Source organism: Campylobacter sp. BCW_4323, assembly GCF_001763115.1.
Classification (GTDB): Bacteria; Campylobacterota; Campylobacteria; order Campylobacterales; family Campylobacteraceae; genus Campylobacter_D; species Campylobacter_D jejuni.
In genome coordinates this window covers 130,891-152,680 of record NZ_MJYC01000087.1, presented here as the reverse complement: position 1 = coordinate 152,680, position 21,790 = coordinate 130,891, and the positions used below count along the sequence as shown (strand labels likewise).

Annotated in this window: 19 protein-coding genes and 1 pseudogene; 2 read left to right on the top strand and 18 right to left on the bottom strand. The window is 31.0% G+C overall.

The features are described 5' to 3' along the window. The 14 genes and pseudogenes from AJN60_RS09205 to cetC all read right to left on the bottom strand — a co-directional run. A pseudogene (locus AJN60_RS09205) lies at positions 1-684 on the bottom strand (highly acidic protein); the annotation flags it as partial. Positions 685-740: 56 nt separating this feature from the next. Then, on the bottom strand, positions 741-1,508 hold the full coding sequence (gene fliR / locus AJN60_RS09200; protein ID WP_002859266.1) for a flagellar biosynthetic protein FliR: 768 nt from the start codon (positions 1,506-1,508) through the stop codon (positions 741-743). Continuing rightward, a complete protein-coding gene (locus tag AJN60_RS09195) occupies positions 1,495-2,130 on the bottom strand; it encodes an ABC transporter ATP-binding protein (protein ID WP_002870701.1) in 636 nt (211 codons plus the stop codon). Before AJN60_RS09195 ends, fliR begins: the two co-directional genes overlap by 14 nt. 12 nt (positions 2,131-2,142) lie before the next feature. Beyond that, positions 2,143-3,216: a translation elongation factor Ts gene (gene tsf / locus AJN60_RS09190; RefSeq protein ID WP_002866193.1), complete on the bottom strand. Its 1,074-nt coding sequence runs from the start codon at positions 3,214-3,216 to the stop codon at positions 2,143-2,145. Beyond that, positions 3,216-4,007, bottom strand: coding sequence for a 30S ribosomal protein S2 (gene rpsB, locus AJN60_RS09185; RefSeq protein WP_002853455.1), 792 nt, complete (start codon positions 4,005-4,007; stop codon positions 3,216-3,218). Before rpsB ends, tsf begins: the two co-directional genes overlap by 1 nt. A gap of 115 nt (positions 4,008-4,122) precedes the next feature. Then, positions 4,123-5,286: an SAM-dependent methyltransferase gene (locus tag AJN60_RS09180; protein ID WP_002861892.1), complete on the bottom strand. Its 1,164-nt coding sequence runs from the start codon at positions 5,284-5,286 to the stop codon at positions 4,123-4,125. A 127-nt stretch (positions 5,287-5,413) separates the two neighbouring features. Beyond that, positions 5,414-6,538: a cytochrome c1 gene (locus AJN60_RS09175; RefSeq protein ID WP_002852693.1), complete on the bottom strand. Its 1,125-nt coding sequence runs from the start codon at positions 6,536-6,538 to the stop codon at positions 5,414-5,416. Then, positions 6,535-7,785 carry a cytochrome b gene (locus tag AJN60_RS09170; protein ID WP_070286322.1) on the bottom strand — a complete coding sequence of 417 codons (1,251 nt, stop codon included), beginning with the start codon at positions 7,783-7,785 and terminating at the stop codon, positions 6,535-6,537. Before AJN60_RS09170 ends, AJN60_RS09175 begins: the two co-directional genes overlap by 4 nt. A 1-nt stretch (position 7,786) precedes the next feature. Beyond that, positions 7,787-8,290 carry a ubiquinol-cytochrome c reductase iron-sulfur subunit gene (locus AJN60_RS09165; protein ID WP_070286321.1) on the bottom strand — a complete coding sequence of 168 codons (504 nt, stop codon included), beginning with the start codon at positions 8,288-8,290 and terminating at the stop codon, positions 7,787-7,789. Positions 8,291-8,379: 89 nt separating this feature from the next. Continuing rightward, positions 8,380-9,666: an arsenic transporter gene (locus AJN60_RS09160; protein ID WP_070286320.1), complete on the bottom strand. Its 1,287-nt coding sequence runs from the start codon at positions 9,664-9,666 to the stop codon at positions 8,380-8,382. Beyond that, positions 9,667-11,526 (bottom strand): tRNA uridine-5-carboxymethylaminomethyl(34) synthesis enzyme MnmG, encoded by a 1,860-nt coding sequence (gene mnmG, locus AJN60_RS09155; protein ID WP_070286319.1) that lies wholly within the window; start codon positions 11,524-11,526, stop codon positions 9,667-9,669. It abuts the gene before it with no gap. A gap of 87 nt (positions 11,527-11,613) precedes the next feature. Next, the gene (gene cetB / locus AJN60_RS09150; protein ID WP_002861897.1) at positions 11,614-12,111 is read right to left on the bottom strand and encodes a bipartate energy taxis response protein CetB; all 498 of its coding nucleotides are present in this window, start codon (positions 12,109-12,111) and stop codon (positions 11,614-11,616) included. Between the two features lie 17 nt (positions 12,112-12,128). After that, positions 12,129-12,875, bottom strand: a complete 747-nt coding sequence (locus AJN60_RS10210; protein ID WP_374700111.1) for a methyl-accepting chemotaxis protein — start codon at positions 12,873-12,875, stop codon at positions 12,129-12,131. A gap of 752 nt (positions 12,876-13,627) precedes the next feature. Then, entirely contained in the window at positions 13,628-14,122 is a 495-nt protein-coding gene (gene cetC, locus AJN60_RS09140) for an energy taxis response protein CetC (protein WP_002861899.1), read from the bottom strand. Positions 14,123-14,383: 261 nt separating this feature from the next. Here cetC and AJN60_RS09135 point away from each other — a divergent pair, with 261 nt between their 5' ends. Continuing rightward, the gene (locus AJN60_RS09135; protein ID WP_070233542.1) at positions 14,384-15,760 is read left to right on the top strand and encodes a cation:dicarboxylate symporter family transporter; all 1,377 of its coding nucleotides are present in this window, start codon (positions 14,384-14,386) and stop codon (positions 15,758-15,760) included. Here the strand turns inward: AJN60_RS09135 and AJN60_RS09130 are convergent. After that, the gene (locus AJN60_RS09130; protein ID WP_002861901.1) at positions 15,757-16,563 is read right to left on the bottom strand and encodes an inverse autotransporter beta domain-containing protein; all 807 of its coding nucleotides are present in this window, start codon (positions 16,561-16,563) and stop codon (positions 15,757-15,759) included. The two genes, AJN60_RS09135 and AJN60_RS09130, sit on opposite strands and share 4 nt — an antisense overlap. A gap of 141 nt (positions 16,564-16,704) precedes the next feature. On the opposite strand from AJN60_RS09130, the gene AJN60_RS09125 reads away from it, so the two are divergent. Continuing rightward, a complete protein-coding gene (locus tag AJN60_RS09125; RefSeq protein WP_070275093.1) occupies positions 16,705-18,231 on the top strand; it encodes an inorganic phosphate transporter in 1,527 nt (508 codons plus the stop codon). Between the two features lie 7 nt (positions 18,232-18,238). Here AJN60_RS09125 and AJN60_RS09120 read toward each other — a convergent pair whose 3' ends face one another. From AJN60_RS09120 to gatB, 3 genes are read right to left on the bottom strand one after another with little or no spacing between them, the layout of a single operon-like run. Beyond that, positions 18,239-19,417: a metal-dependent hydrolase gene (locus AJN60_RS09120; RefSeq protein ID WP_002861903.1), complete on the bottom strand. Its 1,179-nt coding sequence runs from the start codon at positions 19,415-19,417 to the stop codon at positions 18,239-18,241. A gap of 9 nt (positions 19,418-19,426) precedes the next feature. Continuing rightward, positions 19,427-20,323 carry an NAD(P)H-dependent glycerol-3-phosphate dehydrogenase gene (locus tag AJN60_RS09115; protein ID WP_079254419.1) on the bottom strand — a complete coding sequence of 299 codons (897 nt, stop codon included), beginning with the start codon at positions 20,321-20,323 and terminating at the stop codon, positions 19,427-19,429. Next, a complete protein-coding gene (gatB, locus tag AJN60_RS09110; protein WP_070286318.1) occupies positions 20,320-21,738 on the bottom strand; it encodes an Asp-tRNA(Asn)/Glu-tRNA(Gln) amidotransferase subunit GatB in 1,419 nt (472 codons plus the stop codon). Before gatB ends, AJN60_RS09115 begins: the two co-directional genes overlap by 4 nt. Between the last annotated feature and the right edge of the window lie 52 nt (positions 21,739-21,790).

Here is a 21,790-nt window from a genome sequence, read left to right as displayed (position 1 = left end):
TTCTAAATCTTCATCATTTTTATCATCTAGTTCGTCTAAACTAGGCTCAGTATCCAAAGCTGTATGTTCTTGGCTTAAGTCTTCTTTTTGGCTTCCGCCATCTTCCAAAGTTAAATCTAAATCAGTTTGAATGTCTTCTTGAGTCTGTTCTTTAGTTGTTTCTTGTTCTAAATTTTCATCTTCTAAATTTTGAGTTTCTAAAGCTTTGTTTGCATTATCATCTTGAGCATCATCATCAAAACTCAAATCTTCCATTCCCTCTGAATTTATATCTAAAGAATTTTCATCAGGCAAATCATCTAAATTTAAATTATCTAAATCCAAGCTTATATCAGCATAAGGATTTTCATCATTACTTAATATTGGCAAATCAATAGATGTATGTTTGTTTGTATCTTTATTATTAAGTAAATTTAAAAAATCTGTAGGTAAAAAAGGTTTTTGTAAAATTTGTGCATCTATATCTACATTTTGATTTCGCGGGACTAAAAAAATCAATCTATCGCATTTTTCTTTAAGAATTTTTAAAGGTGCTGGAGTATCACTATCTACGACAATCACATCATAATTACCCAAATTTTCACTATAAGCATTAAGTTCTTCAAAATCATAAGACATTTTTTTAGCACTAAGGCTTACAAGTCTTGAAACTACAGGGTTTTCATTTAAAAGTAAAATTTTCATCACTTTAATCCTTGAAAAATAATCACTATTTTACGATAATTTCATTTATCCTTTCCTTAGGAGAAAAAAAGAGTTTGCATATGAGTAAAAAGTTCTAAAATTAAATTTTTAAAATATTGCATCATAACTAGTAAAATAGCAATCAAAACTACAAAGCCTAAAGCTATCTTTATAGGATATCCAATAACTAAAAGATTAAATTGTGGCATTGTTTTCATCAAAAGTCCAAAAATAACATCGGCTAAAAGTGAAATTCCAAGTATGGGAAAGCTCATAGTAAAACCTATGATGAAAATATTAAACATACCCATATTTAGATAATGCATTAAATTCTCATGCGGATAAAATCCACCTAAACTAATATAACCCAAAGAATGACTTAAAAACAAAAGCATTAAATGATGACCATCAAAAGCAAGAAAAAACATCAAAGCAAGCAAATTTAAAATTTGTGCCGTAATAGGCATACTCGTTCCAGAACTTGGATCTAATATACTTGCCATAGTAAATCCCATAGTAAAAGCAATCTGCTCACCTGCCATCATAATAATAGCAAAAATAATTTGAAGCATTAATCCTGCTATCATTCCAAAAATCACTTCACTAATAAGCTGTAAAACAAAAAAACTATCTAAATGCAAAGATTCTAATCTAGCCAAAGGATATAAATACATAGTCAAAAATAAAACTATAGTACTTTTTATCACCATAGGAATAGAATTATGTGAAAAAAAAGGAAAAAAAACTATAAGACCACTCATTCTAGCAAGAAGCAACATAAAAGTTACAACATTTTTATCACCTAAATAATTAACAAATTCCATTGGCGTTTATAGTATAAGTTTTATCACAAAAACTTGCAAGCTTGCTATCGTGAGTTACAAAAAATAAAGCTGCATCATTTTCTTTAACATAGGATATTAAAAGCTCGATAACATTTTTAGCATTATCAAAATCCAAATTTCCAGTTGCTTCATCAGCAAAAATAATCTTTGGTTTTTTACAAAGCACGCGCGCGATACTCACACGCTGTTGTTGTCCGCCGCTAAGCTTTCCTATTTTTTGATGTAAAAGCGTATCAATACCTAATCTTTTTAAAATTTTCTCATCTAAATTTTGACCCGATAAAACACTAGCAAGTTCGATATTTTCTAAAGCTGAAAAACCTTTAAAAAGATAATGTGTCTGAAAAATAATACCAAAATCATAACGGCGAATTTTTAATCTTTCGTTTTCATCTATCTGATAAAGACTAGAACCTTTAAAAAAAACTTCACCTTTTTTTGGAATCAATAAAGAAGAAAGTATATGCAAAAGAGTAGATTTGCCACAACCGCTACTCCCTTGAATAGCAATGCAATCTTTAGTATTTAAAGCAAGATTTAAACCCTCAAAAAGCGGATAATCAAAACTATGGCTTAAATTTTCCGCTCTTAAGAGTTCCATTTTTAACCGTTTTTAAAGTTGTGCAGCAACTTCAGCCGCAAAATCTTCAGTTTTCTTTTCTAAACCTTCGCCAACTTCAAAGCAAATAAACTCGACAATTTTAATTTTTCCGCCAAATTCTTTTTCTTTTTCAGCGATCACTTGTTCTACGGTTTTTTTATCATCCATTACATAAAACTGACCCATTAAAGTAAGTTTGCTATCAAGTTGAGAATTATCTGCTATAAAGCTATTCATTTTACCTGGGATAATATTATCCCAAATTTTTTCAGGTTTACCTTGAGCTTTAAGCTCTTCTTTGATTTTTTCTTCAGCTTCTTTTAAAATTGCATCGCTTAATTGTTTGCGACTTGCAAATTGAGGAATTTTATGTTCAGGTTTATTTGGATCTTTAAGTCTGCGTCTTTCTTCATTTTCTTTTTCAAGTTCAGCAACCAAAGCTTTGTATTCATTTTCAACAAAAGTCATATCCAAATCTTCATAACTTAAATAACTTGGTCTCATTGCTGCAATATGCATACAAATTTGTCTTAACAAATCTCTTGATTTTGAAGCCACTTCAGCGCTATCACAAGCTGCAGCGATCACAACACCAACACGGCCATTTGTATGGATATAACCATTTACAACACCGTTAGCACCTGCTTTTAAAGTTGCAAATCTTCTTACAACTAAGTTTTCTCCTATAGTTGCAATTTGACTTTTTAAATATTCTTCAAATTTTACGCCATTGATTATGCTTGAATGAAGTTCTTCCACACTTTGTAAGCTATTACTTTGAATATGGGCTGTGGTATCTTTTGTTAAAGCGATAAACTGATCATTTTTTGCCACAAAATCTGTTTCGGAATTAATCTCACTTACAGTTGCACTTGTAAAATCATCACTTACTTTTACACTTACTAAACCTTCTGCAGCAAGTCTATCTGCTTTTTTAGCAGCCTTACCTAAACCTTTTTCTCTTAAAAGTTGTACTGCTTTATCAAAATCTCCATTAGTTTCACTCAAAGCATTTTTACAATCCATCATCCCCGCGCCTGTACTTTCGCGGAGTTCTTTTACCATTGCAGCAGTAATTTCAGCCATTATTCTTGCTCCTCACCGAAGTCTTCTTCGCTCATCGCTTCATCTAAAACTTCTTTTTTCTCTTCATCGGTGATTTCTTTTTCTTCATTTGCTAAAGCTTCGCCATCTTGTTCTCTTAAAGCTTTTCCTTCATTAATCGCTTCAGCCATTTCTTGGCAGAAAAGTTGCACTGAACGGATTGCATCATCATTTCCTGGAATAGGATAAGTTACCAAGTCAGGATCGCAGTTTGTATCTAGTGGAGCTACAACAGGAATTCTTAATCTATTTGCTTCTTGAACAGCAATTTTTTCTTTTACTGTGTCAATAACAAAAATCATATCAGGTTGAGTTTTCATATAACGAATTCCACCTAAATAAGCTAATAATTTTTCTTTTTTTCTTGTAAGCATTAAAGCTTCTTTTTTAGTTAAAAGTTTAATACTTCCATCTTCTTCCATTTTTTCAATTACTTCTAATTTTCTAATTGATTGGCGAATGGTACCAAAATTTGTCATCATACCGCCAAGCCATCTATGATTTACATAAGGCATACCGCATTTTTCAGCGTATTCTTTAATCGCTCCACCTGCTTGTTTTTTTGTCCCAACAAAAAGTATAGTTTTTCCTTCAGCAGCAGCGTCACGAACGATATTATAGGTATATCTAAAATATCTTAAAGTTTTTTGTAAATCAATTACATAAATACCTTTTCTCTCGCCAAAAATGAATTTTTTCATCTTTGGATTCCAGCGTCTTGTTTGGTGTCCAAAATGCACACCGCATTCTAATAAATCTCTCATACTAACCATGAGTTTCTCCTTATAAATTTAGCTTTATTCCTCCACATCCCTTAATTTACACAAGCTAAAAAGGATTGATGTGTGTGAAATGAAGCTAAGATTTTATCAAATTTAAGTTTAGTTTTTACTTATATATGTAGTCCTTGGTAAGACTTAGATTATTATTGATTTCTTTTGTGATTAAAAATTGAAACAAATCCACGCTTCCAACACGAAAAGCAGAGGCACAAGAACGAAGGTACAAATCCCACATTCTTATAAATTCTTCATCATATTTTTCCCTTACCTTGTCTAATACTTTGTTAAAATTTTCATCCCATAAATCTAAAGTTTTTGCATAGTGCATTCTTAAACTTTCTGCTAAAAGAAGATGAAAATCCCACTCGCTCATAGCACTTACAACCTCTCTTAAAGAAGGTAAATATCCTCCTGGAAAAATATATTTATCTATCCAAGCATTTGTTTTTCCTTCAAACATGGCTAAAATAGAATGTAAAAGCATAGAACCTCCAGGTTTTAACACTTGTTTTACTTTCATGAAATAAAGTCCTAAATTCTCTTTACCTACATGTTCAAACATACCCACAGAAACAACTTTATCAAAATAATTTTCAAATTCTAAATCTTGATAATTTTGAAGTCTTATTTCTATTTTATCTTCAAGACCAAGTTCTTTTACTCTTTCCTTAGCTTTTTTACACTGCTCCTCTGAAATAGTAATTCCAACAACCTTAACTCCATACTTTTGAGCCGCCATAATAGAAAGCCAACCCCAGCCACAACCTATATCTAAAAGCTTTTCTCCTTCTTTTAAATCAAGTTTTTTAAGGGTATGTTCTATTTTGTTAATTTGAGCTTCATAAAGAGTATTATTAGGCTCTTTAAAATAAGCGCAAGAATAGCTCATAGTATCATCAAGCCAAAGCTTATAAAAATCATTACCTATATCATAATGACTTTTGATATTTTTACTTTCTTGCTTTTGAGTTATTTTACTCAATACATCTTTTTTGGTTTTAAAAAATTGCTGATTAGAAAAATAATATAATACCCTAGCCATTTCATCATAATCGCCCTCTATGTCAAGTTTTGCCTGCATATAATGTCTTGCAAAAACTAAACTTGTATCACCAAATAACTCCAAAAAAGGAATTTTTTCTTTAAAAATTAAAGAAAATTTAGCAGGTTTGTTTCCGATAAAAAATTCTTCTTTATCCCAAAAAACAACTCTAAAATCCCCATAATCCCATTTTTTTAAAATAGATTTGATTAAAGTTTTTTCTAACATAAAATACTCCTAAATTCTAAAATAATTATATTTTGAAGTATCTCTCTTTAAATATTAAAAATTAATAAAAATGAAGAAAAAATAAGATTTTTGCCATTATCATTAAATAATGGCAAAAAATGTAATATTAATGTAATTTAGACCAAACAGAACGCTTCCAACCTATAGCAAAAATACTTAAAATTACAAAGAATATCATTACATAAATTCCTGTAGTTTTTCTTTCTTCTTTTTTGCTATCACCCACTTGATCAATATAAGATACAACCTTAGCCTGTGCAGCTTCTGTTAAACCTACTCTTGGCATAGCGGTTCCTGGAAGAAGTTTTTGAGTGTTATTAATAAAATCATGTAAATATTGCTCACCACGAGATCTTATCATCATAGAAAGATCAGGCGGAACAGAACCTAAATAAGTTTTTAAATCATTTTGATTTGATGGAGTAAAAAAGCTATCGTATTTCATATCATGACAACGTCCGCAAGCCTCAATAAAAGTTGCTTTATCTTTAGCAAATTTTATATCTTTTTCCATTAAAGCCGCTTTTTGAGCACTATTTTCCATTTTAGCATATTTTGCCTCAACATCTTTCTTAATAGTAGCATCTTCATTGGCTTCAAATTTAACACTCACATCTTTAAGATAAGCAATTACATTGGCTATATTTGCATTTGTAGCTTCTTCACTTTCTCCTGAAGTATCTTTATTGTAAGCTGTCATAATAAAAGCATCACCAAATTTATGATCTACTTTTAAAGCAAGCGCAGGATGCATAATCAAAGCTGCTAAAAATTTTTCATCAAAAATAGCACCAGCTGCACTAAGATCAGGTGGTATTACTCCCATAGAAGAATCGGTGATATTAGCTGCTATTCCATCTTCTTTTACACCATGACATGCAAAACAGTTATTTTCAAAAAATTCTTTACCTTTTTTCGCATCACCCTTTGCAAAATCGATCTTTGCAACATCTGCCCAAAGTGTTTCAACCTTGCTTAATTCTTCTTTTGCTTTTTCAAGTTCTTTGTTTGCACTCTCTATTCTTTTAGCATCTCCTGAAGCTTGTGCATCTTTTAGAGCTAATTCTTTAGCTTCAACTATACCTTTTGCAAAAGTAGTATCTTCTACAGCAAAATCAAAATTTGCAGGAGCAACATGAGGTTTCATCACTGAATGAGCATAAGGCTCTACCCCCCAATATACAAGTGCAGTAAAAACTACTACAACTAAAAATATTTTTATTTCTCTCATTGTTTAGCTCCTTTTCTCTCCATAATAGTAATAACCGGTAAAACTACAATAAGTAAAAGTAAAAATACTATAGAAGCATAAAATCCTACCCAAGCATTTACACCTGTTGGAGGTAATTTTCCATAAACTGTTAAAACAATTAAATCAATAAGCAATATCCAAAACCAAATGAAAAATAAAGGTCTTTCATGGGCTGGTTTTACAACATCACTTCTATCAAGCCAAGGAAGCAAGAAGAAAATCACTTGAGCAATACCAAATGCAGCCAAACCTATATCAAAAGCTTTAATACCTGCAATATCAAAGAAAAATCCTCTTAAAACTTCATAACTCCATAAGAAATACCACTCAGGATAAATATGAGCTGGTGTTTTAAGCGCATTAGCCGGATCAAAATTAATTGGATCCATTGCAAATTCAAATTTAAAACAGACTAAATAAAAGAAGAAAATCATAAAAAAGCTTATATACATAAAATCTTTTGATAAAAATCCTGGCCAAAAAGGAATCACTTTAGAACCCTTTGTGTCACCTACCATGTACTTTTCAGCCTCTAAGTCAAAGTCAAGTTCTTCAGAAATTTCATTATTAACATGAGGAATTCTTAAAGAATAGAAGTGAAATGCTATAATAGCAATGATAACTATAGGAAGCAAGCACACATGAAGCATAAAAAATCTTGTTAAAGTTGGATCAGAAACCGCATAATCTCCACGAATCCAAATCACAAGTTCAGGGCCAATAAATGGTATCCCTCCAAAAAGATTAGTGATTACTTGAGCTGCCCAATAACTCATTTGTCCCCAAGGAAGCATATACCCACTAAAAGCTTCAGCAGAAAATACAACAAACAAAAGCATACCGCTAACCCAAATCATCTCACGACCTTTCTTATAAGAACCGTAATAAATTCCTGTTAACATATGTATGTATATAATCAAAAATACAACAGAAGCGGCAACACCATGCATGTGACGCCAAAGCCATCCATAATCCACCTCTTGCATAATAGTCTTATTCACACTATCAAAAGCAAGTGCAGTATCTGGTTTATAATACATTACAAGTAAAAGTCCTGTAACAAAAAGCACTGCAAAAAGAGTGGTTAAAATAACCCCCATTGCCCAAAGAAAGTTAATTTGCTTTGGTATCCAATACTTTACCATTAAAACATCAAGTAGTTTATGTACTGCAAGTCTTTGATCAAGCCAATCTAAAAGGCCATTAGCTTTTCTAATCTGCGCCATCTTAAGCCTCCGCTATCATTTTTTTATATTCAGGACCCTCTTCGCCTAAAACAAGTTTGGTTCCATCAATTTTAAAAGGAGGAATTTCAAGAGGCTTTGGAGGAGGTCCAAAAACATTTTTTCCACTTGTATCAAATTCTCCACCATGACAGGCACATTTAAACAATTGCTCACTTGGTTGGTAAGCAGGTATACAACCTAAATGCGTACAAAGTCCTATAACCACAGTATAAGCTGCGTTATCTACCACAACATCGCGTTTTGCATCTTTTGGCATACTCGCATCTTTTTTTAATATAAAAATAGGCTTTTTACGCCATTCTATAGTTCTAAGCTCTCCATCTTGCATTCCCGATAAATCCACTGTAGTAAAACCTGCAGCTTTAACACTTGGAAGCGGATCCCAAGTTTTTTTCATCGCAACAAGCGAGAAAACACCACCTACAGCAGCTACGCTTCCAAATGCAAAACCCATAAAGCTTCGTCTACTCTCAGATGTAGCCATAACTTGTCCTTTCGATTTTATTTTTTAACCAAGTTAAAAGTTTATCGAAATTAAAATAAATTTTTTCTTTGTTTAACAAGTTTTGATATTTAGACAATAAGAGCAAAAAGAGAAAAAACAAGCACAGGTAAAGTTATCAAAAAGCCAAATTTACAATATTGCCAAAAAGAAATATTAATGCCTTTTCTAGCTAAAACTCCAAGCCAAAGCAAAGTTGCCAAAGAACCTATTGGCGTAAGTTTTGGGCCTATATTTACACCTAAAAGATGTGCATAAATCATCAAAGTATCAAAAGAAAAATTCTCAAAATATTCTTTTAATGCCAAATCTCCGATTAAAACCATAGGCAAATTATTAAACACAGAAGATCCAAAAGCTGAAATCAAAGCCACGCCAAAAATTCCACTCTTACCTTGCATCAAAAAAGCATAACTTTTAACCAAAATTTCACTCACACCTATTTTATGTAAAGCAAAAACTACCATATAAAGCCCAAAACTAAAAAGCAAAACTCCATAAGGTGCTTCAAAAAGAATTTTAATACTTTTTTTACCTTGAATTTTTAAAACAATAAGCCAAAAAATTCCCGCCCAAAGCAAAGCAAAAAAACTTATTTTAATATCAAAAATTTCACCTATAAAAAAACTGATCACAAAAAGAAGTAAAAATACTATGCAAAGAAAAAACAACTTCGATGAAATTTGCTCTTTTTTGACTAATTTAAATTCAAGCCTTTTAGGTAAAACTCTCACATAAAGCACAAAAACCATAACTATAGCAGAAAGCAAAACAAAAAAATTTGGCAAAAACATATTTTTAGCAAATTCTAAAAATTCTATCTTAAAATAATTTGCTGTAATGATATTGGTTAAATTTGAAATAACCAAAGCATTTGAACTTGCATCACATAAAAAAGAAAGACTAAGTAAAAAAGAACTTAAAATAAAAGCATGATTTTTGCAATCTTTAAGAGTTGAAAATAAAGCTATAATAATAGGTGTAATGATTAAAATCGCTCCATCGTTAGCAAAAAATGCAGAAAGAAAAAATACAAAAATCAACAAAAATAACATCAATTTTTTTGTGCTGATATAAATTTTGTCTTGATTTTTCTCTCTAGAAAAATGCAAAATTTTACTCGCAATAAAATCAAAAAATCCCAAAGCTTCCAAGCTAAAAGAAAGAATAATCAATCCAACCAAAGTTAAAGAACTATCCCAAACTAAAGAAAAAACAAAAAAAGCGTCTTTAAAATCTACCAATTGAAAAATAAAAACAAAAAAAGCCCCCAAACTAGAAAATACCCAAATAGGTAAGTTCCATGGACGCCAAAAAAGTAAAATTAAAGTAGATAAAAAAATAAAAAAAGCAAGCATTTAAGCTTTTTTCTTTTGCATTTTGATATAAATTTGCAAAATATCCAACGCCGCAGGAGTGATTCCACTGATTTGACTTGCAGCAAAAATGGTTGGAGGTTTATGATGATTAAGCTTCTCTACAACTTCATTACTCAAACCGCTTACACTTTTAAAATCAAAATTTTCAGGAATTTTAAGCTCGCTAAGATTTTTCATTTTTTCTACTTGAGCTTTTTGCATACTAATGTAATGATAATACTTTGCCTCATTTAAAATCTCTCTTAAGGAGTAATGATCCATGGTTTTAAATATAGGGTCAAGTTTTTTTAATTTTTCTATATCAAAACTTGCTCTTGCAACAATTTTTTGAAGATTGACTATAGAAGAAATTTTATCCTCTTCCAAACTCTCTAAAAAAGCATTATTTTGGTTATTAGGCGTAAATTCTTTAGAAAGTAAAAATTCAAGTCCTTTTTGAAGATTGTTTGCGATATTTTGTATATAAGTAAAATCTTGCTCGCTTAAAAGTCCTAAATCATAGCCATATTTTCCAAGTCTAAGTATAGCATTTTCTTCCCTTAAAAGCAGTCTAAATTCCGCTCTTGAAGTAAACATTCTATAAGGTTCTTTTGTACCTTTTATCACCAAATCATCGATTAAAACTCCTATATAAGCTTCATCACGCCTTAAAATCAAAGGCTCTTTCATATCTATGCTTAAACTTGCATTGATTCCTGCCATAAAGCCTTGTGCTGCAGCCTCTTCATAACCTGTAGTTCCATTAATCTGTCCTGCACAATAAAGATTTTTAATCTTTTTAAGTTCTAAAGTATGCTTAAGTTCAGTTGGCTCTATATAGTCATATTCTATAGCATAACCAAAACGGGTTATTTTAGCATTTTCAAAACCCTTTACAGAACGCAGCATTTGAGTTTGCACTTCATAGGGCAAAGAAGTAGAAAAACCATTGATATAATACTCCGTTGCATCGATAGTTTGAGGCTCTATAAAAAGATGATGACTTTCTTTGTCGCTAAAACGATTGATCTTATCTTCTATAGAAGGACAATACCTTGGCCCCACGCCTTCAATCTGTCCTGTAAAAAGTGGGGCACGATAAAAATTATTCTTAATAATCTCATGTGTAGTTGTATTAGTGCGTGCGATATAACAAGGAAGTTGAGTAGGATTAAAATTTCTTGAACGAAAACTAAAAGCTTTAGGATTTACATCGCCATCTTGGATTTCAAGTGCGCTAAAATCAATACTTTTTGCATCCACTCTTGGGCAAGTTCCTGTTTTTAAACGCCCCATTTTTAAACCCAAAGTTTGTAGATAATTGCCTAAATTTACCGAAGCAAGCTCCCCTACCCTTCCTGCTTGAAGTTTATTTTCGCCTATATGAATGAGTCCATTTAAAAAAGTCCCTGTTGTAAGTATCACTTTTTTGGCAAAATATGTATTTTCTAAATTTGTTTTTACGCCTTTAACCTCATCATTTTCTACGATTAAAGCATTCGCTTGTTCTTGAGAAATTTCTAAATTTGGAAGTTTTAAAAGTTTATTACGTGCAATGATACGGTATTTATCCATATCAATTTGCGCCCTACTTCCTTGAACGGCTACACCCTTACTTTCATTTAAAATGCGAAATTGTATTCCCGCTTCATCGGTGATTTCACCCATAAGACCACCCATGGCATCAAGTTCTTTTACCAAATGCCCTTTTGCAAGTCCACCTATAGCTGGATTACAACTTGCTGCTCCTATTTGCTCAATCAATGTAGTTAAAAGTAAGGTTTTTTTACCCATTCTAGCAGCAGCAGCACTTGCTTCAACACCCGCATGTCCACCACCTATAACAATGACATCAAACATATTTTGCCTTGAAAAATGTGAATTTTTAAAAGAAAGATTATATAATATTTAGACTTAAAACAAACTCGTTTTAAGCCTAACAAAAATTTATTTAGCTTCTTGGAGAGAGAAAATTAACTCATTATAAGTTTTATCTGCATCTTTGCAGAAATTTTTAAGCATCTCAACACCCTTATTTAAACCTTGTTGCTGTTCTACTCTTAAAAGATCGCTATAAAGGCTTTCTATTGTAGAAATAGCGCTTTTATTTGGCATACGACGAACGGAATAATAGCCTATGATATTATTATTAATATCTATTGATGGAGTTACATTTGCAAAAACCCAGTAGTAATTGTTATCTTTAGTTTTGTTTTTTACGTAAGCAAAAATTTCCTTACCCTCTCTCATATAATCCCATAAATATTTAAAAACAGTTTTTGGCATCTCTTCATGTCTTACTATGTTATGAGGTTTATTTAAAACTTCACCCATGGTATAACCTGCATACTTTAAAAAATCATCATTTGCATAAACTATTTTACCTTTTAAATCTGTTTTAGAAGTAATTAAACTATCTTCTTGTAAAAAAATTTCTCTTGACATTTCCCCACCCTCTTAATTTATATTTTTAATTTTGCTAAGATTTCAGCACTTCTTTGCTCTAGTGATTTAATATCATTTACAATCGCATCATAAGCTTTTTGATCGATATAATCTTGACTTGATTCTTCTATTGCTTTTTTAGCGTTATCTTTTATAAATTCTTTAGCTAAATTTAACTCAGTTTCAGAACTAAGTTCATTAATAACACCTTGAGCTCTCTCATCTTGGCAAAGATTAGAAATTGGATCTACACTTTCAAGATTGAAATTTTGAGCCCCATTTAAATTTAAATATATATTTGATTTATAAAGAATATGATCGATTTTAACTACAGATAAAATCAATCTCTTTGCAAAGGATCCAAAATTAACACCAAGAGCACTACTATTTTCTTCTAGACGTTTAAAAGCTTGAGAAAATTTATTAATTCTTTCTTCAGATTCACTAACAATGTTAAAAACTTGATCGCTGCCACTTTGGATATTTACAAAATCCTGTTGCATAGTCTGAATTGCAATGGAAATTTCGCTTGTAGATCTTTGAGTTCTTTCTGCTAACTTTCTAACTTCATCAGCCACAACCGCAAAGCCCCTACCATGTTCTCCTGCACGTGCAGCTTCAATAGCAGCATTTAAAGCTAGAAGATTGGTTTGATCAGCTATATCGCGTATTACTTCAACCACTGAAGTAATATTTTGGGAATTAGCCACAAAAGTTTGTACTGTTTCCTTGCTCGAATTTACAACATCCATTAAAGAACCCATGGCACTTTGCAAAGAATCCACCTCTGAGCCATTTTCTGTAGCTGTATGAGTAATGGCATCAACTGTATCATATACATTTTTCATCATGCTAATATCTTGATTTAATGAGCTAGAAATTTGAGACATATCTTTATTTTGATTTCCAAGGCTTAAATCCATTAAAGTTCTTGATAAAGCATTTTTAAAAGTGGATCTTGCTGTCACTTCTATGTTTGCTAAAGCTTTATTTATAAATTCGATATTATGAGCAAAAATTCCTTTTAAACCTTCAGGCAAAGCCTTACGATAAAATTCGCCTTTTTGGGAACAAGAAATAGAAGTATTAATTTCCCTTAAATAAGCTTCTAGTCCATCAATAGTATTGTTAAGATTATCTGCTATTTCGGCTAATTTTTTGCTTTTTGTTTTTACATAGATCATTCTATTGTCAAAATTTCCTTCTTTTAACTCTCTACAAAGAACCAAAAGTTTATCTATCATTATTTGCTCATCTTTGTGTTGTCTAAGCAAATAAATCATTAAAACAGCGATTAAAATAAAAATTATCACTCCAACATAAATATGAATAAAAATGGCACCTAAAACACCGATAATACTTAGAAAAATAGTTAATAATAATCCATTTTTCACCATAAATTTACCCCTTTATTAAAAATTTTTGAAGTCATAAATTAAAGTAACACTTTAATAATATATATTACTTTAATTTTTAGGCGAAGATTGTACAATAAAAAAGATTAAATATATCTTATTTAGTTATCTTCTTGCAAGTTAAAAACAAGTTCATTATAAGTCATTTTATAAGAACTTACAATATCCATTAAAGCCGAAACTCCAGCATTAATGCCTGATTTTTGCTCTTTTTCAAGTAAAATTTTATAAACTTCTTCAATTATAGGAAGAGATTTTCTATTGGGTGCACGACGAACAGAATAGTAGTTGATGATATCTCCATTGGCATCAAATGAAGCACTTACATTTGCAAACACCCAGTAAAAACTACCATCCTTGGCTTTATTTTTTACAAATGCAAAAATTTCTTCTCCTTTTTGAATATAATCCCAAAGACATTTAAATACAGTACGTGGCATATCTTCATGTCTTACTATATTATGAGATTTATACAAAAGCTCATCGACTTTATAACCTGCGTATTGTAAAAAGTCATTATTGGCATAAATGATATTCCCCTTAAGATCTGTTTTAGAAGTAATTAAAGCATTTTCAGACAAAACTATTTCTTTCATAATTAAAACATCCCAATAAAACAAATAAATCAAAAATAGAATTATTACTAATAATAAACAATAAAAAGTATACTAAATTATAAAATTTTCAAAAAATATTTTAAATTTTATAATGTAAATAATGAGAAATTTTGTAACATTTATATAAAAAATTGTCATATCATATAAAAGAAAGTATTTCTAGATTTGTTTTTTTGTTAAAATTTACAATACGCATTGTTAAAATTATATTTCACAAAAGATCAAAAGGAGTGAATAAACTTGGAAACTTTAAGTCAAACTTTAGCTGAAAGAAAACCGCCTTTATATAAACGTATTATAAAAAGTCTTGGATTTTGGGTGATTATAGGCATTATTACAGGTATTATACTTGGCTATACAGATAAAGAATTAGCCATTGCTAGCAAACCAGGAGTTGATTATTTTATAGGTGCTTTAAAGGTTCTTATAGGTCCTATTATTTTTGTTACTTTGGTTTTGGGTATCATTAGTCTTGAAAGTTTAAAAAAAGTAGGTAGTATTGGTGCTAAAGCGGTTATTTACTTTGAAGTTGTAAGTACTTTAGCACTTGCTATAGGTATTTTTATGGCAAATGTTATGCAACCAGGTCATGGAATGAATCTTGATCCAAGTCAACTTGATACAAAAAGCGTTCAAAAATACATTTCTCAAACCACAGAAGTAAGCGCAAGCTCTGAGATCATGCATATTTTAAAAGATGCTATGCCTACTGATATTATCACGCCTTTTACAGAAGGAAAAACCATACAAGTTTTAGTTATTGCTATAGTTACTGCTTTGATTATTTCTTTAATGAGAATAGAAGATAAACAGGCAATTCAAAGAGTTTTTGAAGTGGTGCAAAATTTTGTTTTTAAAATTCTACAAATCATTATGTATTTTAGTCCTATTGCCGCCTTTTCAGCAATGGCTGTACTCATAGCTCAATACGGAATTGGCTCTTTGATCAACTTAGCATATTTACTTTTAGTGATGCTGATTTCATGTCTTGTTTTTATATTTGGAATCTTAGGTCTGATTTGTTATTTTGCAAAAGTAAATATCTTCAAATTTATGAGATTTATCTCAAGAGAAGTATTGATCGTTTTTGCAACCAGTTCAAGCGAGTCTGCACTTGCTCCTTTAATGAGAAAACTAGAAAAAGCGGGACTTTCTAAAGCAACAGTCGGACTTGTTTTACCAACGGGATATAGTTTTAATCTTGATTGTACAAATATTTATCTAGCTATGAGCTTAATCTTTCTAGCACAAGCTTTTAATGTAAATTTAAGTTTAACACACGAAATCAGTATTTTAATAGTATTAATGATAGCTTCAAAAGGTGCAGTGGGTGTAACTGGATCAGGTTTTATAGTGCTTGGAAGTACGCTTGCAGCTCTAGGAAATATGGAAATTTCAGAAGCAAATGCAACCTTAGCGCAAGTTCTACCAGTAGCTGCTATAGGCGTTCTTTTAGGTGTTGATAAATTTATGTCTGAAATGAGGGCTGTTGGAAATCTTTGTGGAAATTCAGTAGCAGCCTTAATCGTTGCGATCTGGGATAAACAAATTGATCGGGAAAAATTCAACTATGCTATGGATAATCCAGAAAAATTCCATAATGCTGGAATGAACTAATGGGTTCTTTGGAGGAAATCATATCGATTAACCTCCTCTAAAGTATTATCTTTTTTCCTAAATTGTTTTAAAAAACTTTCATTGAAATTAAAACTAAATCCAACTTGAACAACGGTATCATCAACAGTCTCTCTTGCGCTATAATCACGACGCAATAAATTTAAACTAAATACACTATAAGGAGAGTAAGATACTTGATAATTAGTTTTATCATTATCCTTGCTTATATCAAAAGCAAAAGCGGTGTAAGTTGGAATTACAAAACTCATTCCAAGCTGTAAATTTTTTTCTGCTTCATTGGGTATGTAATAATTACTATAAGCCTTTATAAATTTACTATAACCAAACTCTGTACCAAAGCTTTTAGTATCTTTTTGTTCCTTTTGTTTGTCAATAAAACCATTAACTCCAAATAAAAATTCATCTTTTTCATAACGATTGATTAAGCCCCCTGAGTAATTATAATTATCTTGAGCCACAAAAAGTTCTTTTTGAAAAAGCAAAGAATTATTCTCTCCCTCATAAAGAGAACTTAAATTTTTAACCTGCGCGTTTTCGTTTTGAAAATCTAAATTCCCATCTGTTTTATCTATACCATTATTATTTTCTAAAGTTTTTGAAAGCAAGCTATCAAAAGTACTTTTAAAATCCACATTCTCTTCTTGAATTTTTGGAGCTTCTTTGGTGTTTTTATAATCAAAGTGCTCCCAAGAATTTTGATTATTATTTTTTACTAAAGCCTCTGCAAGTTCATCGGCATGGAGTAAAGAAAACAATGCTATTATATAAAAAATACCCCTCATTATTCTTATATTCCTTATTATTTCTTGTTTGAGTATTTATTATAAAAAAATAATATAAATAAAAATTCCACAAAGACTAAAAACTAAAATTAGCAAATTTAAAGTAAATAAGTGTATAATTAAAATAAAAAAGGGTTATTAATGCAAAAAGACAACCTCATAGCTTTTGTTATTTTTATTATCAGCACTATCGCATTTGTTATTTGGGGATTTGGTTATATTTCGCAACATCAACTCATTCTTTTTATTCTTGCTTCTATATTTGGCATTTTTATGGCATTTAATATAGGTGGAAATGATGTAGCCAATTCTTTTGGAACAAGCGTTGGTGCAAAAACAGTAACCATTAAACAAGCTTTAATTATAGCAGCTGTTTTTGAGCTAAGCGGGGCAATCTTCGCAGGCGCAGAAGTTACTAAGACCATACGTAGCGGTATTGTTGTTTTTCCAAATTCTTTAGATCCTATGCTTTTTGTTATCATTATGCTTGCCGCACTTTTAAGCTCTGGGGTTTGGATTTTTATTGCAACCAAGAAAGGCTTACCTGTATCAACCACACACAGTATAGTCGGTGGGATTGTAGGTGCTAGTATTATGATGGGGCTTTTAAAATTTGATGGGATTCAAACACTCTCCATGGTTAAATGGAGTGAAATTTTAAGAATAGCTATTTCTTGGGTAGCTTCGCCTCTTTTAGGGGGTATTGTAGCTTATATTATTTATTCATATATTGATAAGAAAATTTTAAAACCATCAGAAAAACTAAATGATGATTTGAAAAATATCAAAAAAGAAAGAAAAAAATTCAAAGAAGAATATTTTTTAAATTTAAAAACAAAATCCCAAGAAGAACAAATTAAAGAACTTTCCGCTATTGCTTTAGATGAGGAAGAACAAGAAAATAATTTCTATAGAAATAAAATGAAGGAATTTAAGGATCAAGAAAAAGATATAGATATTTACTCTATTTTAAAAACTCATATGCCAATCATTGCTTGTATTGCTGCTGCTATCATTTCGGCAATGTTTTTATTTAAAGGTTTAAATAATGTTAGCACTTTAGATATTTTACAAAACTTTTGGATTATCGGAATTATAGGAACTATAAGTTATGTTGTAACATTTGCTATAGTCAAAATCGTTAAAAAAACAGAACTTAATAAAACTACTGATAGAATTTTCTCATGGTTTCAAATATTTACAGCCTCTAGTTTTGCATTTTCACACGGAGCCAATGATATAGCCAATGCTATAGGTCCTTTTGCAGCGATTTTAGATGTCTTAAAAAACGGCACAATTAACGCGACTTCTCCTGTACCTTTTGCTGCCTTAGCTATGTTTGGAGTTGCTCTAGTTGTAGGGCTTTGGTTTTTAGGTAAAGAAGTGATTACTACAGTGGGTTCAAAACTTGCAACCATACGCCCTACTACTGGATTTTCTGCAGAACTTGGTGCAAGCATAGTTATACTCTTAGCTACACAATTTGGAATTCCTGTTAGCTCCACCCATATACTCATAGGTGCTATCTTGGGTATAGGAGTGTATAATAAAAACGCAAATTGGATTATGATGAAGCCTATAGGATTGGCTTGGATTATCACTTTACCAGTCGCTGGTATTATGGCAGCACTTGTATTTTTAGGATTTAAACTATCTTTAGGAATTTAAGTAAAGCTTATTTTTCTAAAATATTTTTTCCTTTAATTATATGCATTTTAATTTTTCCAAAAAGTTTATCCTCAGAATAAAGAGAACTTTTTGGAGCAAAAATTTCTTCATTCTCATCAAAAAGAACTAGATTAGCTTCTTTTCCGACTTCTATAACTCCGCTATTTAAACCTAAAAATTCACTAGGATTTTTACTTGTAAATTGACAAAGCTCTTGCCAATTTAAAAATCCTTCTTTGATTAAAAAAGTATAGCAAAGACTTATAAATTCGCATACGCTATGGATTCCAAAGGCCGCTTCATCAAAAGCTAAATCTTTTAAAGAAATTGATTTTGCACTATGTAAGGAAGTTAAAAAGCTGATTTTTCCTTCTTTTAAAGCCTCTCTTAAAGCCAAAACATCTTCTTTGCTTCTTAAAGGTGGCATAAGTTTCGCAGCAGTATTAAAATCTTCACAAGCACTATCATCTTTGATAAGATGATGAATGCTTACAAGTTTTAAATCCTTTTCATCTAATAATAATAAAGAATCTTTCAAACTTAAAAGATCAAAAATAACTTTATTTTTATAAAATTTAGCCAATTCTTTCATTTTAGCTATCTGGCTAGTTTCAGCGATTTTACTCATGCCTATAAGCCCTAACTCAAAACTCATTTCACAATCATTCATCACTCCATTATCATCAAAATCCTTATCATAACAACGCACAAAAATTGGAGAGTCTTTCATAAAAGCATATTGTGAACTTACTTTTAAAGTATTTGCATCCAAAGAGCTATCAAGCTCTAAAGCACAAGCCCCCTTGTTTAAAAGAGTGGCTAAATTTTTAAGCTTGCCATTTGCATCCTTAACCCGCACACTTGAAAAAATTTGCATCTTTCTTTGAGCTAAATTTTGTAAAAATAAAGCAAAACTTTCTTCATCAAAATCCATGCAATCACGCAAAACTATACTAGAAATTCCTCCTTTTAGACACTCATTTTCTAAAAGCTCTAAATTAGCTAAAGAAAATTTATCATTTTTCAAACTTACACACAAATCCACAAAAGATGGAAGTAAAGTCATACCTTTAGCATCTAAAATTTCTTCACCTTGTAAATTAGAACCAATATTGGTAATTTTTCCTTCTTTAATCTCTATATCTTGTAAAGAATCTCCATAAATTTTTGCATTTTTAATTATCATGATTTTTCCTTAATCATTTTGCTTTAATAAATTCTGCGTTGCTTCTTGCACACTTTTACCCTTAAAAATTGCCACTACTTCATTTACAATAGGTGTATAAATTCCTTTCATTTTTGCTAATTTTTCTATAGCATAAGCAGTTTTTACACCTTCTGCTACTTCATTAAGCTCGGCTAAAATACTATCTAACTTTTGATTTTGCGCCAGTTTTAAACCCACTCTATAATTTCTTGATAAAACACTGGTTGCAGTTAAAAACAAATCCCCTGCTCCACTTAACCCTAAAAAAGTTTCTTCTTTAGCACCAAAAAATTTACCAAAACGGTGCATTTCTATAAGTCCTCTTGAAATCAATGCTGCTCTTGCATTATTGCCAAGTTTTAACCCATCACTAATCCCACTTGCAATCGCTAAAACATTCTTATAAGCACCACAAATTTCAGCACCACGCACATCATTATCAATATAAGTTTTAATAAAATCAGGGAAAAAACTCGCAAATTTTTTACAAAGCTCTTGATTTATCCCACTAATCATCAAAGCAGTAGGAAGTTTTTGCATTACTTCAGCAGCAAAAGAAGGACCGCTTAAAACACAAAAATTTTCTTTTGGCACAAAATCTAAAAAAATTTCATCTAAAAATTGACAACTTTGATCTTCTATGCCTTTTGAAGCAATTAAAATTTTTTGTCCTTTGTTGATGAAATTTTCTTTAAGCCAAGCACGCATCCCTTGAGAACTTAAAGCAAAAATAAGATATTCACATTCTAAAGCTTCTTTTATACTAACAAAATCTTCTAAATCACGCTGATGCAAAGAACTGATAAAGCAATTGTGATTTTCTTTTAAGGCTAGATGTAAAGCACTGCCCCATTTTCCCGCACCAATAACCGCTATACGCATCAACCAAGCTTTGCTTTTAAAATTTCATTTACTTTTGCAGGATTAAAAGCTCCTTTACCTTCTTTCATTGCTTGCCCCACAAAAAATCCAAAAAGCTTCTCTTTACCACTTTTATACTCTGCAACCTTATCAGCATTTGCATTTAAAATTTGTTCAATCACCGCTTCTATGGCTGAGTCATCACTTACTTGCTTAAGTCCTAGCTTTTCTATAGCTTCATCAATTTCCACACTAGTATTTTCAAATACAAAAGCCAAAACATCTTTAGCCGCCTTTGCACTGATAGTGCCATCTTCTATGCGTTTAATTAAAACTCCAAGCTTTTGAGCATCTACAGGAGAATTTTCTATAGTCAATTCTCCTTTTAAAAGTCCCATGAGTTCAGTATTTAACCAATTTACACAAAGTTTAGGATTTAAATTTTGAGAAATAAGACTTTCAAAAAAACGACTCATTTCTAAAGAACTGATTAAAACCTCAGCATCACTTTCTTTTATACCAAGCTCGTCTATAAAGCGTGCTTTCTTCTCATCAGGAAGTTCAGGGATTTTAATATCCAAAAACTCATCTTTTAATAAAACAGGCAATAAATCAGGATCAGGAAAATAGCGATATTCTGCCGCTTCTTCTTTGCCACGCATACTTCTCGTAACTAAATTTGTCGTATCAAAAAGTCTGGTTTCTTGAACTACTTCTTGTTCGTAAGTTCCATCTTCCCAAGCCTCGCTTTGTCTTTTTACCTCATATTCTATAGCTTTTTGGATAAAACGAAAAGAATTAAGATTTTTAATCTCTACTCTAGTATAAAGTTTTGTATCACCCTTAGGCCTTATACTAACATTTGCATCACATCTAAAGCTTCCTTCTTGCATATTTGCATCTGAAATGTCTAAAAATCGTATAATAGAATGAAGTTTTTTAAGATAAGCTACTGCCTCATCACTACTTCTAAGCTCAGGCTCACTAACAATCTCAAGCAAAGGAGTTCCTGCGCGATTTAAATCCACTTTAGAAAAATTACTTTCATGGATATTTTTACCTGCATCTTCTTCCAAGTGTGCTCTTGTAATACCTATGCGTTTATTTTCACCATTTACATTGATGAAAAGCTCACCCTTTTCTACTATAGGGATATCAAATTGTGAAATTTGATAAGCCTTAGGTAAATCTGGATAAAAATAATTCTTACGATTAAAAACACTTTTTTTATTAATTATTGCATTGACAGCTTTTCCAAAAGCTATAGCTTTTTTTACAGCTTCTTCATTTAAAACAGGCAAAGCTCCTGGCAAGGCCAAACAAGTGGGGCAAACATTAGTATTTGGAGCCTCTCCAAAAGAAGTTGCACATGAACAAAAGATTTTTGTTTTAGTATTTAATTGAGTATGAACTTCAAGACCTATAACTACTTCAAACATAAAATTTCCTTGAATTTTTAAATGCTTTATTTTATCTTTTTTTCTTTTAGAA

Bases quoted from the DNA above. Each gene is read 5' to 3' on its own strand.
- AJN60_RS09175 (WP_002852693.1), bottom strand. From the start codon at position 6,538: ATGAGAGAAATAAAAATATTTTTAGTTGTAGTAGTTTTTACTGCACTT.
- cetB (WP_002861897.1), bottom strand. From the start codon at position 12,111: ATGTCAAGAGAAATTTTTTTACAAGAAGATAGTTTAATTACTTCTAAA.
- AJN60_RS09130 (WP_002861901.1), bottom strand. From the start codon at position 16,563: ATGAGGGGTATTTTTTATATAATAGCATTGTTTTCTTTACTCCATGCC.
- AJN60_RS09160 (WP_070286320.1), bottom strand. From the start codon at position 9,666: ATGCTTGCTTTTTTTATTTTTTTATCTACTTTAATTTTACTTTTTTGG.
- mnmG (WP_070286319.1), bottom strand. From the start codon at position 11,526: ATGTTTGATGTCATTGTTATAGGTGGTGGACATGCGGGTGTTGAAGCA.
- AJN60_RS09165 (WP_070286321.1), bottom strand. From the start codon at position 8,290: ATGGCTACATCTGAGAGTAGACGAAGCTTTATGGGTTTTGCATTTGGA.
- AJN60_RS10210 (WP_374700111.1), bottom strand. From the start codon at position 12,875: ATGGGTTCTTTAATGGATGTTGTAAATTCGAGCAAGGAAACAGTACAA.
- fliR (WP_002859266.1), bottom strand. From the start codon at position 1,508: ATGGAATTTGTTAATTATTTAGGTGATAAAAATGTTGTAACTTTTATG.
- AJN60_RS09120 (WP_002861903.1), bottom strand. From the start codon at position 19,417: ATGATAATTAAAAATGCAAAAATTTATGGAGATTCTTTACAAGATATA.
- AJN60_RS09195 (WP_002870701.1), bottom strand. From the start codon at position 2,130: ATGGAACTCTTAAGAGCGGAAAATTTAAGCCATAGTTTTGATTATCCG.
- gatB (WP_070286318.1), bottom strand. From the start codon at position 21,738: ATGTTTGAAGTAGTTATAGGTCTTGAAGTTCATACTCAATTAAATACT.
- cetC (WP_002861899.1), bottom strand. From the start codon at position 14,122: ATGAAAGAAATAGTTTTGTCTGAAAATGCTTTAATTACTTCTAAAACA.
- tsf (WP_002866193.1), bottom strand. From the start codon at position 3,216: ATGGCTGAAATTACTGCTGCAATGGTAAAAGAACTCCGCGAAAGTACA.
- AJN60_RS09125 (WP_070275093.1), top strand. From the start codon at position 16,705: ATGCAAAAAGACAACCTCATAGCTTTTGTTATTTTTATTATCAGCACT.
- rpsB (WP_002853455.1), bottom strand. From the start codon at position 4,007: ATGGTTAGTATGAGAGATTTATTAGAATGCGGTGTGCATTTTGGACAC.
- AJN60_RS09180 (WP_002861892.1), bottom strand. From the start codon at position 5,286: ATGTTAGAAAAAACTTTAATCAAATCTATTTTAAAAAAATGGGATTAT.
- AJN60_RS09170 (WP_070286322.1), bottom strand. From the start codon at position 7,785: ATGGCGCAGATTAGAAAAGCTAATGGCCTTTTAGATTGGCTTGATCAA.